Genomic DNA, 15195 nt, shown 5'->3' on the forward strand with positions numbered 1-15195 from the left:
CATTTTGAAACATCTGACGAGAAAATTAATTCTCTAATTTTGGATTTCACTTTCGTGATTTCCCACTCACTCGTTGTTCAGTTTTCAAAGATCAAGTTCTCGTTGGCGCCGTTTAATGTCTCAGCAGCAACTTTTATAATATATCATGTTTTCCGATGAATTGCAACACTTTTTTTCAAAGTCTTTTGTAATTTCATCCGAATTAACATTCACCAACCGAAAGTTTATATCTCCTCTTTGCGACTGGATTTATAATGTAACATATAACCCACTCTAAAAACAACCCCTAAATTCAAAAAACATAAATAAGTACTTTCACTTTCGCTGCTTCAGTCCTACTTCTCGTTCCCATCTTCTCATAAAAAACGTGCAGATTCTAATAATCAGAACCTACACGTTAAATAGAGATTGGATGTTAGTTTAGAACTGTATTAATTAGAAATCCACGGATTTCTGCGTTTCTTTGAGCTCTCTGTACGACCACCAGCATTTGAACGTTGAGACTTCACAGCTGTTTTGTTTTTCTTACTGCTGTTTTGACTCGAGGTCTTTGCTTTTGATGCCGTTTCCTTCGTTGCAGTTCCCTTGCTCTTGAGAGAAGCGCCAGAAGTAGATTCCTCATTCACTGTTCTAGCAACTTCGGGAGTATCCTGTACAAACGTTTCAGGATCTTGGATTTCCGGAACCCGATTATGCTGCGAATAATTACCAATACCTGGATACTGCGGATTAGACGGAATACTCGACATTATCGGCCCGCCAAAAGCTCCAAGAGGAGATTCTGGAACTATTCCCTGATTAGGTGTTCCCGCTCCATAAGCAGAGAATGCATTTGGGTTTCCATATGCAGGATAGGTATTATATACGGGCATTTCATATGAATAGGGTTGAACATGCATTCCCCCACACCCACAAGTAGTTGGCCAAGGAAGGTTCGGTGACATCCCATACATCGGATTCATCCCTGAAACATTAGCCTCCATATTGTTAGGTGCAGCATTTGGATTCCATTGTTCTGGACTCACGTTAGGCGCAGCATTCGGATTCCATTGTTCCGGACTCATATTAGGCCAAGCGTTCGGATTCCATTGTTCTGGACTCATGTTAGACGCAGCATTCGGATTCCATTGTTCTGGACTCATGTTAGGCCAAGCATTCGGATTCCATTGTTCTGGGCTCACATTAGGCGCAGCATTCGGATTCCATTGTTCTGGACTCACATTAGGTGCAGCATTCGGATTCCATTGTTCTGGACTCATGTTAGGTGAATACATATTTTCTGAAAAGAAGTATGGAGACATGCATTCAGGTCCATATGACGCCGGTTGAACATAACTTGGTGCCCAATTCATGTTCATATTAGGGCTATTTTGATAAGAATCATAGAGATAAGGATTTCCTCCTAGTCCTGGATATCCCATGTTGTCACAAGCATCTGCCTTTTCCTCTTTGCAAGCCACTGGCTTTATCTCAGCTTTTGCTGCCTCATGATGAGCTACAGGCTCTTGATTTGGAACTGTAATCTGAACAAATAGGCTCTGCATTTCAATTTCTTGCACAGGAGCAACTTCCATCTGCATATTCGGTGCAGGATTAGGTGCAGCATTTTGAGTATTAATAGGGGCAATGTTCATCGATGGGTGTGGTGCAGAATTGTACAAAGGCGAGATATTTGGCGATGATTTAGGTGCAGGTTTAGTTTCCGCTTTAGCTTCTGGTTTATTTTCTGCTTTTGCTTCCGGTTTAGTTTCTGGTTTGACCTCTGGTTTAGTTTCCGGTTTTGGTGCAGGAACTACCTCAGCTACTGGCTGTTCTTTTGGACCCGTATATTCCTTCCCGCCAACTTGTGTTTTCTCAGAAGCATTAGAAGGCATGTAGCCTGGCTGTACGGGTGAAGCGTTTGATGTCTTTTTAGGAATGTTGACTACTTCCCCTAACATCAATACATTCGGATTCTTTAGCTGGGGGTTTGCTTCAACCATATCTTTTAAAGGGATTCCCCACGCCTTAGATAATTTCCATAAGGTATCTCCTTGTTTGACTGTATGCTTGTAGTAAACTTCACTGTTATCCGGTACGGATACAGGAGCCGTAGGTATTTTTACTTTTTCACCAAGTGCCAGCACATTCGGATTACTGATCTGTGGATTAGCTTCAATAATTTTTTGTAACGGCACTCCGTACTTTTGCGATAATGCATACAGACTATCGCCTTGTTTGACAATGTGTATTTTCACGTAGCATTAACCTCCTAAAAGTTTTGTGGAGTATTGCTTTCTTACAGCTACACAGCAAAACTGGCTTTGAAAGCAAACACCCTTTGGATGGAACATTGCTCTCTTACAGAGTTATATGCGGTACAGCCGCCTCCTTCGTTACTACATCTTATGCAGCCCATGGGCGAATGACATCCCTGAAATAAAAAAAATCCTTTCATGAGACATGAAAAGATGTACCAGAGACCTCCGGCCATCTTCTTCATATGCATGAAAGGATATCTAATGCCTATTCAATACTCATTACTCGACTAGCATGTAAAGAGCAAATTGTACGATTAAATGTTATTCCCAAACCTTGTAACCATCTTTGTCAACAACATTGCGGAACTCTTCAAGCAATTTCAAAGTGATTGGACCCGCTTGTCCTTCACCAATGATTCGGCCGTCAATTTCACGCGCAGCAATAACTTCAGCAGCAGTACCTGTGAAGAATACCTCATCCGCTATGTAAACATCATGCATAGTGAATGGTTCTTCTTTTAGCTTAATACCCAATTTCTCACATAACTCGATGATCGCCAGACGTGTGATTCCTTCAAGCGCTCCCAAATAGCATGGAGGAGTGAAGACCACACCATTTTTGATGATGAAAATATTATCTCCAGATCCTTCAGTAACATATCCTTGAGCATTCATCATGATTGCTTCATCGGCTTCTGCCAGATTGGACTGGATTTTCACTAGGATATTGTTGAGATAGTTAAGCGATTTAATCTTCGGATTCAGTGCATCCGGAATATTACGACGTTGGGATACAGAAACAGCACGAAGCCCATTAATGTACGCTTGCTCTGGGTAAATAGCTAATTGTTCAACGATAATGATTACGCTGGCTTTAGGGCAACGGCGTGGATCAAGACCCAAGTTACCAGGACCACGGGATACGATCAGTCGAATATAACCGTTACGCATGTCGTTAAGGCGGATCGTTTCAGCCATAGCTTCCAGCATCTCGTCATAAGTGAGCGGAATGTCCAGCATGATCGACTTCGCCGAATCATATAGTCTGTCCAAATGCTCTTTACATTTAAAAATATTACCATTGTAGATACGAATACCTTCAAATATGCCGTCTCCATACAAAAAACCGTGATCAAAAACGGATACCTTTGCATTTTCCTTAGTTACGTGTTGTCCATCCAGATAGATCCATTGTTCAGCCATGAATTTACTGCACCTCCGCTTTCTCTTCCTCATAGGTGTATGTGGGATACGAGCCCAGAATCCGAACCTGACAGCCTAAAGCGCTAATCTCTTCAATCGCTCCTGGCAGCAGGACTGATTCTATCGGTTCCAGCACATCAATATAAAAATAATAAGTACCCAACTTCTTTTTCGTTGGTCGTGATTCAATACGCGATAAATTCAGCTTCCGCCAAGAAAAGGCAGCGAGGACCTGATGCAAAGCACCGGGAAAATCCTCCGGCAGCGTAACTAGGACACTCGTCTTTACACCATTGCTGCTCCGTGGAAGATCAACCTTCTGCGGACCAACAAGGACAAATCGCGTGTAGTTGTTGTTGTGATCTGTAACTTTCCGATCAACAATCTCCAGCCCATGAGTTGCTGCGCCAAGAGCAGTACCAATCGCAGCCCAGCCCTTGTCAGGATTGTTCTTAACGATTTCAACAGCTTCAGAGGTGCTTCCGACCGACTCCAGTTCAGCCCAAGGTGCATGCTTCCGAACAAATTGCATGCATTGTGCCATTGCAACAGGATGCGAAAGGATTTTTTTAATTTTAGTGAAATCCTTATTGCCGTTCGTATCTCTGAATTCCAGCGGGTGACCGATGAGATTCTGTATCGATGGAAAGATCCATTCAGCCTGCATAGGCAGATCGACCTCATTAATGAGCCAATCAATATGTAGACTAACTGAGCCTTCAATAGTATTCTCAATCGGGATAACGCTGTAATCAGTGGTGCCACCAGCCGTAGAGAGAAAGACATCGGAAATTAGCTTGTGATGCACAATTTTTACAGGCTCGCCGTTAAACAAATGCAGCAGCGCTTCGTGAGATACCGAGCCCTGCGGCAATACCGCTATTGATTTCATAACCGTACTTCTCCTTTTATCATATCCAAAAATGATACGTTTTGCATCTCGTTTCTTTTAAGAAGCTCTGATGTAACACCTGAAGTACAAGGCATCAGCCAGCAAGTCTGAGCAGAGATGCCGTGTTCTTGCATCGTATTCATCAGGAAAGCCTCAAGCTCTCGCTTACGAGTCTCATGGCGATCAACTAAACACAGTAGGGTAGGACCGGCACCGCTAAGTGCGATTCCTAAAGCACCATGGTTAGGTGCTTCCGCGAGCAGCTTCTCCATACCTGGAATAAGTGCTGCACGATAGGGCTGATGCAGACGATCCTGCATCGCTCTACTGATCAGGTCAAGCCGACCTGATGCAAACGAGGCTGTCATTAAAGAGGTTCTGCTGATGTTGTACACAGCATCACTAACTGAGATTTCTGTTGGAAGCACTCCCCGTGCTTTTGTGGTTTCCAGCTCGAATTCTGGAATAACCACGAGAACCTCAAGGTCTTGAGGTGGATCAAGGCGAACGTAATCCGCATGATCACCATCCCACACTGCGGTAATGATGCCACCAAATAAGGAAGCTCCTACATTGTCAGGATGCTTCTCAAGCTGGGTAGCCATATCAAACAGCTTGGCATCATCGAGCGGAGAGCCGATCATCGTATTAGCTGCGACCATGCCCCCAATGATGGCCGAGGCACTGCTGCCGAGTCCACGCGTAAGCGGAATCTCAGAGTACATCGAAATAGATATTTCAGGCACCGTAACGCCAGCTTCTGCAAATACCATTTGAGCGACCTTGTAGAGTAAATTACTCTTATCCTGAGCCACTCCCTTCATCTCGTCACCATATAGATGAAAAACAGTCTCCTCTGCTTCCTCCATCTCAATCCAGGCATACAGCGGCAATGCCATGCCAAGAGTATCGAAGCCCGGACCAAGATTGGCAGTACTAGCAGGTACTTTAACCCTTGCTACTCCATAAGTACTCATAACAGGTGCAATCTCCTTACTCATTGTTTAAATATAGAAAGTATAGTCCATCTAAAGTGCTAACCTTCCACACGGTAGTGACTCTTGATCCGGTGGATGACTTTCAGTTCATTAAAGTGACGCAGCACTTTATTCATACTTGCTTTGCTGGCGTTATGGGTAACAATAATAATCTCCGCATCAGGATTATTTGGATTGGCTTGCTGAACTACCGAATCAAGACTCACGTCATACTCGGCAAACACCTGAGTAATCTTGGCCAATACGCCTGCTTTATCATCAACGTGTAAAAGTAGGAAGTTTTTATAAAAGATATCCTCATCACTCTTAAGCTTCTTCTGCTTATAAGGTACTTTTTGCTTCAATCCATTAACACCCAGCTTGAGGTTCTTAATAATGGCTACCAAGTCAGCTACTACCGAAGTTGCCGTTGGCATTGCACCCGCGCCCGCACCATAGAACATTGTCTCTCCTACTGCCTCACCATACACATAAACTGCATTGAAGACACCATTTACAGATGCAAGTGGGTGACTTGCTCGAATCAAGGTCGGTTGAACACTGATACTGAATTCCTCATCCTGACGTTCAGCAATGCCTAGCAGCTTAATTTCGTATCCGAGACGCTTTGCAAAGGCAATATCGGCTTTACTCACTTCTGAAATCCCGCTCACACTGACGTCATGTAGCTCCACGTTAGTACGGAAGCCTAGGGTCCCGAGAATCGCCATTTTGCGGGCAGCATCCAGACCTTCAACATCGGAAGTTGGATCAGCCTCTGCATATCCTAAATCCTGCGCTTCTTTTAACACATCATTATAGGATGCGCCTTCTTGACTCATTTTGGTTAGTATGTAATTAGTTGTTCCATTCACAATACCTATAATCTTCATGATCTTATCTGAAGAAAAGCCTTCGATAAGCGTCCGAATAATCGGAATACCACCTGCAACGCTAGCCTCATAAAAGACATCACATTGCTTCTCTTGCGCCTTAGCCAGAATCTCCGAACCGTGCAGCGCCATCAAGTCCTTATTCGCAGTTACGACATGTTTACCGCGGTCCAAAGCTTCAAGAATATATTCCTTTGTTCCATCGATACCACCCATCACTTCAACGATTACATCGATCTCAGGGTCACGAATAACATCCCATGGATCTGTTGTTATTTTGGCAGGGTCGACCTCAATATCACGGAGCTTATTGGAATTATTCACCGCTATGCGCTCAATGAGTATTGGAGAGCCTACTTGACTGCTCAAATCCTCCTGATTTCCTTCCACGATACGAACTACACCTGTACCAACTGTTCCCAGACCCAGCAATCCTACTTTAACCGGCTTCATCAGTATCCTCCTAAAAGTTTTACGTATATAATTTCTCTATCCCTGTCCAACGATTAGGGCGCGCTTCACTCCCGGAATATTCTTCAGACTATCAAGCATCTCTCCGAGCTCCTCATTCAAATGTGAGATTTCCACGGAAATCACCACATTCGCTCGTCCTTGTAGCGGAATACTCTGGTGAATCGTCAGCACGTTAGCCCCATGCCCCGCCACAGATCCTAGAACCTTGGAGAGTATCCCCGATTCATGTTCCAAATCCATGGAGATCGTAACAATTCGCTCACGTTCGAGCTGATGGATCAGGTGAATGCCATCCTTGTATTTATAAAAAGCGCTCCGGCTTAATCCTACCTGTTCTACACCCTCATGTACGGTCTTCGCATCCCCGGCCTCAAGCAATTGTTTGACCTGCATAGTCTTAAGTACGGCATCAGGTAATATGTCCTCACGGACCAAATAATAGCGTTCTTTCACGAACGTCCTCACCTCAAAGACTTTTGTGTTTTCTTAGTGGACATTATATCGGAAAAGACTTATAAAATGCAATAACTTTATATGTATACTCTGAGGCCAGGGAGTTCGGTGCAGCAAAACCCCCGGATTCCCGGGGGCAGCAGGCAATCGTATGTACGCTAACTGTATGGAATCGTCGTCCCGCAATAGTCACAGATCTTATCCTGCCCAGGAAGTACTCTACTCTTAGCACCGCAACTCGGACAAACGATGGATTTCGGCAGTTGGACAGGTGGATTAGGCCTATTCTCCGGTAATGACTGCCGCCCAGATGATGGCTGGTTCTCTGATGCCGCGGAGGGCTTTGCCCGGTCAGGATGTACAAGATTGGGCGGTTGTTTATCTAAGAGCTTAACACGTCCTTCATAATAGACAAGATCAGAAGCAAGTAACCCCCATCTCACCAAATACCGTAGGTCTCTACGTACATCATCTTCACTTTGTTTCGTGATATCAGCTAAATTACCAATATGTCTAACATCATCCACTATGATCAGCATGAGATACTTCTTGCACAGAAAATCAAAGTTTTCTGTTGCGAAGGTAGCCCTCCCTGCAAAGCTGTCCGCCGGAATTATAAAGATCAAGTAGAGGACCACCAGAATGATCAATAAAGTGAACCACTTAAAATCCCCTTTGTAGGTCCCCACAGCGAAGAGGACGGCAAGTTCCATAAAAGCTCCCATACATACATGATAGAGCAATTTGTAGTTAAATGATTTCCGCTCATTCTTATAATGAGTGCTTACAAAACGAAGCATCGCAAGTACAAACCCAAGCGGAGCAAACAAATAGGCAATCGCCATAATGATTCGATCAAACACTGTCCGGTCTCGCTTGTTACGGTAGCGAAGGTTATTCTCAGGCGCACGCACCAGTGCTTGTGCCCGTTTGGAATAAATAAGCTTCGGCGGCAATTTTACAAATGGATTGTCTACACGTCCTTCATAATAAACAATATCTGGTGAAAGTACTCCCTGATCTTTTAAATATTCCAAAACCTCGCGGACGTTCTCTTCACTGAATCCGCGAATATCGGATAGGCTGCCGATATGCCTTATGCCGTCCACAAGAACCAAAGCGATATAGTCATTGCAAAGATAGGTGAATCCCTCTCTCCATCCTACGGCCCTAACCGACAATTTGATGGCGGGAATCCTAAACAATGCGTAGATAATCACCAGCCTGATCAAGAGTGCGACATAATCGATTTGACCGAGTAGCTTGCTAATAATGAAATAGATCGCCAATTCTACAAAGGCACCCATACACGCATGATAAAACAGGTTAATATTGCTTGCTTTGCGCTGTCTCTTGGAATGTGTAGATAATAACCGAATGGCAGCCAATATAAAGCCAACCGGAGCAAATACATACGCAAACACAATAGTCGTATAATCAAACGCCGTCCGCTCATATTCGTGCTTATATATCGGTTTGCCTGTTGTTGGTGGCTGCCTTCGTATATCCAATTTACTCATCTTTTATCTCCCCTAGTTAAGTTATATCTACAATGCTCAGGGAGAACCTTGGCATTAACTGTACGATATCATCGTGCCACAGTATTCACAGCTCTTAGACTGACTAGGCTGAACCGTGTTCTGTGCTCCGCAGCCCGGACAACGGATGGACTTAGGTAGCTGAGGTGAGGACTGAGGTTGAGTATGAATCTGCTGACCCGAAGCTTGAGCTCCGAAGCCTGATGTCCTTCCAGAATGAACAAGATTAGGCGCTGCCATGGATAGATCTGGCGTCTGGCGCCCCTCGGAAAGTACGATATCAATATCCAGTAATCCTTTATTCTTGAGATACTGGACATCTCTCCGTACATCGCTTTCGCTTTGGCCTATCCGTTCAGATATACTGCCGACATATCGGATATTTTTATTTTGAATCAGCTCTATATAAGAAGTGTTAAGCTTAGAAAGTGTATATTTAGCTTTTGCTGTCACACTCGCAAGAATAAGTGCCGGAATCAAAAATATGACTGCAAGGAAAATCTGGATCGTTAATAATTCAGAAGTTCCAGTGTTTCCACTCATGGTATCCACAAACATTGCAATAGAGAGTTCAACAAATCCTCCGATAAATACATGCATGATCAGATTTAGATTGGTGGGTCTCCGATGATTTTTATAATGAGTTAGCATCAAACGTAACAATGCAAGAACGAGTCCAATGGGTGTGAATAGATAAGCTGCCGCAAGAATGACATAATCAAACCCAGTCCGGTCTAATTTAATCAGAGGAACCGCTGCACTCCCCGCTGGGGTCGGTGACGGCTCTTGTATGTTCAATCTGTTCATGTAATTATTTCCTCCTATTTAAGTGCCGCTAATTCCCGATTTCGCCGCTCTAGTGTAGCTTTAATACTGTCGGCCATTTCGTTGATTTCAGCTTGCCAGTTCTCATGTGGCTCATTTGTCATGAGCAGAAGCTTCACATGATCATGCAACAGGGAGATCTGCTGATGCATGATATCCTCAGTAGCATATAAAGATGGATCTGATACAGGATCACTGAACTTGAATTGATCTCGTAACTTATTGAGCACTTTTACAAGCTGTTCAGTTTCGGGATTGTTCCAGCTGCTTGCCAGCGTACTGATCTCGTTTATTTCACTCTGATGCTGCCGAAAAGCTTGCAAAGACCTCTGCATTTGCTGTTCTTCTGTTCCGGCATTCCATCCATAAATCCCGATCACAGCCAGTGTGATTCCACCAATCAAAAGAATCAGCAGTTGAACGGCAGCATACCACAGAGGGGACAACTCCAGTAGCCAATCAAAGACAATAGCCGATGCGAATACTCCAACCGCATAAATCCCCGTGATGAATGCACCGCTGAGAAGAACGGGTGAGGTCCGCTGCACACTACCTGCAGTACGGAGCCAAAAAATACAATAGCCATACACCACACTCTCCGCCAGCAGAACAGCAACTAGCGAAATCACGAATCGAAACAGTGATTCAGAGAAGCCTAACCCTATAAAGGAGAACACCGTTAGTATTATAGCAGCCACATAAATAATGGTGATGATACGAATATAGCTTTTGCCCTTGTTCATAACGTCCTCCTTCAGCCTGCTTTTGTTCCACACTCTGCACAAAATTTCTGTCCAGGCTTCAGCTCATGCCCACAACCTCCGCATTTAATAACCAAGCTATCTCCACAGTGAGGACAGAATTTCACCCCTGGTGATACCATTTCTCCACATTTACCACAGGCTTTAGGCATTTCTTTTCCACAAGAGACACAGGAAGATGCACCCTCAGGATTATCTGCTCCACAGGTTGGACAAGCACGATAAGGATTGCCACAACCAGGACAGAACTTGGCTCCTGCTTTCAATTCATGACCACATTCCAAACAATTGATCTTGTTTCCGGACGATGTGCTTTGCTGAATGCTCTCCAGAGCATGCCCACAGCCACTGCAGAACCTTCCCTCAACAGAATTCATAACCCCACACTTCGAACAGGAGCGCTCTTGGCGCACAACTGTAGTCCCTGAATCAAAACTCATCCCTCGGGTCATACGATTCACCATATCCATAGCCGGTCCAGCGAATCCCATACCAAGTCCAAGCCCCATCCCGGTGTTCATCATGCCTACTCCAAGATTGCCAGGATTACCTGCTGCTTTTTCCATCGTGTTAAAGCCACGCTCCTGTTGATAGTTGAAGCCGATAATATCCATTTCTGCTTTTTTAGCTAAAGCTTCCTTTAATCGAATCGTTGCCGGATCATCATCAGGAATATTAATGGAATCAATATAGAAATTATTCAGCTCAAGTCCATTATCCAGAAAAGTTGATGCTAGCCGCCCCTGGATATGCTTTGAGATCTCTGCAACATAGGCATTAATCTCCAGTATACTGATTTGCTTATGTACAAGGTAGGATGAAATCAGTTCATTTATATTCGACATAAGCAAGCCGCGGAAATAATTCACGAGCGTATCGTGATCAAACTGAGGAAGCGTTCCAACAAGCTGCAACAAAAATTTGCGCGGATTATCAACCTTTACACCAAACTGTCCGAAGGAACGAACAGAAATCATAATTTTGTATTTAGGATCCTGGAGTTGTAAAGGTGCGCTGGTTCCCCATTTAACATTCATCGAATTGGTCTTGTTCACATACCATACTTCTGCTGTGAACGGCGACTTCCCACCGAAAGGAAGATTAACGATATTAGATAAAATAGGAATATTGGCGGTGCTCAGGGTGTGCCGCCCTGCCGTAAAGGAATCAAGCGCTTGTCCGCCCTTGAATAGGATCGCTTCCTGAGATTCATTAACGATTAGCTGAGTCCATGTCCCTAGCTCTTGGTTAGGATATTTCCATGCGAAAATCCCCGGAGGACCGTCGTACTTCACCACTTCTATAATTGCCATCTGCTATTCCCTCTTTCATCATCTATGATATATGAATAACGTATGCGTTCCCGGATGGGAAATTGTGTATTTCGATATTAATTGTATACGATATATATCGTGATTTGGGTTCTTTTCACGAAAAAAATATACTCGATATGGAAATAAAAAAAGCGCGGCTTGTGTCTTCCTCTACAGGAGAACACAAGTCGCGCTTTGTAATCAGCTAAATATTAATAGTAACTGCTATTCTCTACGAACTCGAATTCGAACTCACCAATACGGACAATAGTCCCCTCTACAGCTCCACGTTTACGAAGCTCTGCATCTACACCCATATGCCGCAATGTCCGGGCGAGCTTTAGAATCGCATCATGTGTGCTAAGCTGCATACGTTTCAACATTTTCTCGATACGAGGGCTGTTGACCACATATGTTTCATTATCACGTGTAATGGTGAACGAGTTATTATCTTCCGCTTCTAGCTTATAAACCTTACGTTCAGTTGTTCCTGATACTTCTTCAACTACCGGTGCCACCGGAATACTATCAAGAATATCCGTTGCACGATATAACAGTTCCTGAACACCCTGACGGGTAAGCGAGGAGATTGGCATAACCTCAAGATCCGGACGCAGCTCAGCTACGCGTTCTCGGAAAGCGATGAGATTCTCCTCTGACTCTGGCATATCCATTTTATTCGCGGCCACGATTTGAGGACGATCAATTAGAGCCGCATTATATTGCTTCAGCTCGTCATTAATGAGAACCCAATCCTCGAAGGGATCACGCCCCTCTGAACCAGACATATCCACTACGTGAATAATGATCCGTGTACGTTCAACGTGACGCAGGAATTCATGACCAAGCCCTATGCCTTCACTAGCTCCCTCAATTAATCCTGGCAGATCCGCCATTACAAAGCTTCGTCCATCCCCAACATCTACTACACCTAAGTTCGGTGTAATCGTAGTGAAATGGTATGCACCAATCTTTGGTTGAGCTGCGGATACGACCGACAGTAGCGTAGATTTGCCCACACTCGGGAAGCCTACAAGTCCCACATCAGCCATAACCTTAAGTTCCATAACAATATACCGCTCTTGACCTTCTTCGCCGTTCTCTGCTAGCTCTGGAGCCTTATTAGCTGCTGTTGCAAAACGAGCATTCCCACGACCCCCACGACCCCCACGGGCAACAACAACTTGCTGACCATGACGAGTCAAATCGGCGATGATCTCTTGAGTATCATCGTCAATTAACATGGTTCCAGGTGGAATCCGCACAATCATATGATCAGCGTTCGCCCCATGCTGACTTCTGTTACGTCCTTTAATCCCTTTGTCCGCTTTAAAATGGCGTTGATAACGGAAATCCATCAGCGTACGCAAGCCCTCATCTACGCGGAAGATAACGTCGCCACCACGGCCACCGTCACCACCTGCTGGACCACCATCCGGTACATACTTTTCCCGGCGAAACGCAACGATACCATCCCCGCCGTCTCCGCCCTTAACATAAATCTTAGCTTTATCTACGAACATTAATGTTCACCTTCCTCACATTTCAAGCGGCAAACGCAGCTCTACATAAGCCTTGCTGGGCTTAAACTGCTCCGCTTTCATGATTTTCCCTTGTACTATATTATAAATTTGCCCTTTGAGCTGCTCGGGATTGCCATGCTCTCCCTCACCTTCGAAGGAGATAAGAATGTCTCCTCCATCCTGAATAAAGCCAAGACGCAGCTTGCGCGTTTCACCCTGAGGAGCCAGTCCGTTATATTGATAAGCTCGTACGGTCTGCATGATCACTGAAGTCAGCTCATCTCCTGCTTCCCGGTTTAGCTTCTCCTCCAGTTGCAATCCTTCCTCCACTTGAACTTCCAGCTCCAGACTAGTCCGGTAAGTTCGGAAAGATTGGATATAGAAGACCAATGAAGGAATGCCCAGCTTAGCGATACGACTATCAAGCGCTATGCGTTCCTTTATTCTTTCCACACACTCCACGGATTTATCAGGCTTTCCAAGCTGAATATATCCGTAAAGAATCTGCAAATCATTCATCCAATCATGACGATGATGATTCAGTGTCCGAATCGCCGCCTGTTGCAGAGTGTTCTCTTGTATACGGAGTTCCCGTTCCCAATGACGCTGATTCCAAATCAAACTGAAAGCAACCGTTGCTGCTACCCAAATTCCCAGCAACAGACACGTCAAAAGGGAGGTATGCCAATACACGAGTCCTAAAGGAAGCATTACGGATAACATGACTGCCCAGATTGCACTTTTCCAGGATTTCATTCTTTCTCCCCGTCCCTCAGTTCGCAAAATTCATGACTTCGTTTAGATTATTACCCTCATCAATTACCATTTCCTAGTATAACACAGCAGTTCCCTGTAGTTCACCAGAGATAACCGTTAGATTTCACATATGTCTAAGGATGTTTATGTTTTCTTAAAACTCTGAAGGTATACATTTCTAAAGTGCTCAAAGAGGTATCCATAAACGCTTCTGAATATTCTACAAAAAAGCCTCCGGCACTCATGCCGGAGGCTTCTACATGCAAATATGGTTCCGTAAGCTTACGCTTCCAGTGCCGCTGCTACCGGAGCGACATCAACTGGGTATACGCTCACTTTTTTGCGATCGCGGCCCCAACGTTCGAACTTCACTACGCCATCCACCAATGCGAACAACGTATCATCTTTACCGATGCCTACGTTAGTGCCTGGGTGAATTTTTGTTCCGCGTTGACGAACCAAGATGTTACCGCCGGTTACTGCTTGACCGTCAGCACGTTTCACGCCAAGACGTTTGGAATGGGAATCCCGTCCGTTTTTTGTGGAACCTACACCTTTTTTCGATGCGAACAATTGAAGATTCAATTTCAACATGTTGTCAACCTCCTTCTTTAAATATTTACTTGCTCTATTTGAAGATACTTTCCGTATGATTCTGCGATATCATTTAGCATCACGACCATGGATTCAAGCAGCAATTGCACCTTCGCGGAAGTATCGAAATCATCAATGGAACCTAATGTTCCACTTAGGAATCCGTTCTTCATGGATGTATCCATGGAGATTCCGGTCAAAGTCTCAATCGAATTGACGGTTCCAACCGTTACGGCCGAAACTCCGGCACATACGATATCTTCGCCACGCTTTGCATAACCCGCATGCCCTTTTACCTCAAAGCCAACGATAGTTCCTAGATCCGAAGATCGTGTAATCCGTACGTTAATCATTCACGCACCTTCTTACGCTTGAATCTTCTCGATAGTTACTTTCGTGTACGGTTGACGATGGCCTTGTTTCTTGTGGTAGTTCTTCTTAGGTTTGTATTTGTAAACTACAACCTTAGCGCCTTTACCATGTTTCTCGACTTTAGCTGTTACAGACGCGCCGCTTACGAGCGGAGTTCCTGCAGTCAGACCACCTTCGTTAGAAACAGCCAATACACGGTCAAAAGTTACACTTGCGCCGTCTTCAGCTTCCAACTTCTCAATGAACAAAACATCGCCCTCTTGGACTTTGTATTGTTTACCGCCAGTTTCGATAATTGCATACATTTTACTTGCACCTCCTCATGTCTCAGACTCGCCTAGTCTAGGTGGCAGATTCCCGTGGGAACTGCACTTATGTACC

Annotated in this window: 15 protein-coding genes and 1 other annotated feature (1 of these 16 only partly in view); all 15 genes read right to left on the bottom strand. The window is 44.5% G+C overall.

The features are described 5' to 3' along the window. Positions 1-431: 431 nt before the first annotated feature. On the bottom strand, positions 432-2237 hold the full coding sequence (locus tag ACQKMP_RS20400) for a LysM peptidoglycan-binding domain-containing protein (RefSeq protein ID WP_427470688.1): 1806 nt from the start codon (positions 2235-2237) through the stop codon (positions 432-434). A gap of 324 nt (positions 2238-2561) precedes the next feature. After that, on the bottom strand, positions 2562-3443 hold the full coding sequence (ilvE, locus tag ACQKMP_RS20405; RefSeq protein WP_042191145.1) for a branched-chain-amino-acid transaminase: 882 nt from the start codon (positions 3441-3443) through the stop codon (positions 2562-2564). A gap of 4 nt (positions 3444-3447) precedes the next feature. Further along, complete coding sequence (gene pheA, locus ACQKMP_RS20410; protein WP_042191147.1) at positions 3448-4335, bottom strand: prephenate dehydratase; 888 nt, start codon at positions 4333-4335, stop codon at positions 3448-3450. Further along, positions 4332-5312 carry a homoserine kinase gene (gene thrB, locus ACQKMP_RS20415; RefSeq protein ID WP_427470691.1) on the bottom strand — a complete coding sequence of 327 codons (981 nt, stop codon included), beginning with the start codon at positions 5310-5312 and terminating at the stop codon, positions 4332-4334. The genes pheA and thrB overlap by 4 nt, the downstream gene beginning before the upstream one ends. Positions 5313-5371: 59 nt before the next feature. Next, positions 5372-6658, bottom strand: a complete 1287-nt coding sequence (locus tag ACQKMP_RS20420) for a homoserine dehydrogenase (RefSeq protein WP_042191151.1) — start codon at positions 6656-6658, stop codon at positions 5372-5374. A gap of 36 nt (positions 6659-6694) precedes the next feature. Next, a complete protein-coding gene (locus tag ACQKMP_RS20425; protein ID WP_427470693.1) occupies positions 6695-7132 on the bottom strand; it encodes an ACT domain-containing protein in 438 nt (145 codons plus the stop codon). A gap of 158 nt (positions 7133-7290) precedes the next feature. Continuing rightward, entirely contained in the window at positions 7291-8652 is a 1362-nt protein-coding gene (locus ACQKMP_RS20430; protein WP_427470695.1) for a hypothetical protein, read from the bottom strand. 54 nt (positions 8653-8706) lie between these two features. Beyond that, positions 8707-9477 carry a hypothetical protein gene (locus ACQKMP_RS20435; protein ID WP_427470697.1) on the bottom strand — a complete coding sequence of 257 codons (771 nt, stop codon included), beginning with the start codon at positions 9475-9477 and terminating at the stop codon, positions 8707-8709. 14 nt (positions 9478-9491) lie between these two features. Further along, positions 9492-10238, bottom strand: a complete 747-nt coding sequence (locus tag ACQKMP_RS20440) for a hypothetical protein (RefSeq protein WP_427470699.1) — start codon at positions 10236-10238, stop codon at positions 9492-9494. 11 nt (positions 10239-10249) lie between these two features. Next, complete coding sequence (locus ACQKMP_RS20445; RefSeq protein WP_379425533.1) at positions 10250-11569, bottom strand: SPFH domain-containing protein; 1320 nt, start codon at positions 11567-11569, stop codon at positions 10250-10252. Positions 11570-11781: 212 nt separating this feature from the next. Further along, the gene (gene obgE, locus ACQKMP_RS20450) at positions 11782-13092 is read right to left on the bottom strand and encodes a GTPase ObgE (RefSeq protein WP_042191162.1); all 1311 of its coding nucleotides are present in this window, start codon (positions 13090-13092) and stop codon (positions 11782-11784) included. Between the two features lie 15 nt (positions 13093-13107). Further along, positions 13108-13848 carry a Spo0B domain-containing protein gene (locus ACQKMP_RS20455; RefSeq protein ID WP_076300740.1) on the bottom strand — a complete coding sequence of 247 codons (741 nt, stop codon included), beginning with the start codon at positions 13846-13848 and terminating at the stop codon, positions 13108-13110. Between the two features lie 282 nt (positions 13849-14130). Next, positions 14131-14442, bottom strand: a complete 312-nt coding sequence (gene rpmA, locus ACQKMP_RS20460) for a 50S ribosomal protein L27 (protein ID WP_042130564.1) — start codon at positions 14440-14442, stop codon at positions 14131-14133. 17 nt (positions 14443-14459) lie between these two features. Next, complete coding sequence (locus ACQKMP_RS20465; protein ID WP_042191166.1) at positions 14460-14795, bottom strand: ribosomal-processing cysteine protease Prp; 336 nt, start codon at positions 14793-14795, stop codon at positions 14460-14462. Positions 14796-14807: 12 nt separating this feature from the next. Continuing rightward, the gene (rplU, locus tag ACQKMP_RS20470) at positions 14808-15119 is read right to left on the bottom strand and encodes a 50S ribosomal protein L21 (protein ID WP_042130566.1); all 312 of its coding nucleotides are present in this window, start codon (positions 15117-15119) and stop codon (positions 14808-14810) included. Positions 15120-15133: 14 nt separating this feature from the next. Next, positions 15134-15195 (bottom strand) — a sequence feature (ribosomal protein L21 leader region) (it continues 24 nt past the right edge of the window).

The organism is Paenibacillus sp. NPDC101420, from assembly GCF_050277435.1.
Lineage (GTDB): Bacteria > Bacillota > Bacilli > Paenibacillales > Paenibacillaceae > Paenibacillus_AQ.

Bases quoted from the DNA above. Each gene is read 5' to 3' on its own strand.
- ilvE (WP_042191145.1), bottom strand. From the start codon at position 3,443: ATGGCTGAACAATGGATCTATCTGGATGGACAACACGTAACTAAGGAA.
- pheA (WP_042191147.1), bottom strand. From the start codon at position 4,335: ATGAAATCAATAGCGGTATTGCCGCAGGGCTCGGTATCTCACGAAGCG.
- thrB (WP_427470691.1), bottom strand. From the start codon at position 5,312: ATGAGTACTTATGGAGTAGCAAGGGTTAAAGTACCTGCTAGTACTGCC.
- ACQKMP_RS20420 (WP_042191151.1), bottom strand. From the start codon at position 6,658: ATGAAGCCGGTTAAAGTAGGATTGCTGGGTCTGGGAACAGTTGGTACA.
- ACQKMP_RS20430 (WP_427470695.1), bottom strand. From the start codon at position 8,652: ATGAGTAAATTGGATATACGAAGGCAGCCACCAACAACAGGCAAACCG.
- ACQKMP_RS20435 (WP_427470697.1), bottom strand. From the start codon at position 9,477: ATGAACAGATTGAACATACAAGAGCCGTCACCGACCCCAGCGGGGAGT.
- ACQKMP_RS20440 (WP_427470699.1), bottom strand. From the start codon at position 10,238: ATGAACAAGGGCAAAAGCTATATTCGTATCATCACCATTATTTATGTG.
- ACQKMP_RS20445 (WP_379425533.1), bottom strand. From the start codon at position 11,569: ATGGCAATTATAGAAGTGGTGAAGTACGACGGTCCTCCGGGGATTTTC.
- obgE (WP_042191162.1), bottom strand. From the start codon at position 13,092: ATGTTCGTAGATAAAGCTAAGATTTATGTTAAGGGCGGAGACGGCGGG.
- ACQKMP_RS20455 (WP_076300740.1), bottom strand. From the start codon at position 13,848: ATGAAATCCTGGAAAAGTGCAATCTGGGCAGTCATGTTATCCGTAATG.
- rpmA (WP_042130564.1), bottom strand. From the start codon at position 14,442: ATGTTGAAATTGAATCTTCAATTGTTCGCATCGAAAAAAGGTGTAGGT.
- ACQKMP_RS20465 (WP_042191166.1), bottom strand. From the start codon at position 14,795: ATGATTAACGTACGGATTACACGATCTTCGGATCTAGGAACTATCGTT.
- rplU (WP_042130566.1), bottom strand. From the start codon at position 15,119: ATGTATGCAATTATCGAAACTGGCGGTAAACAATACAAAGTCCAAGAG.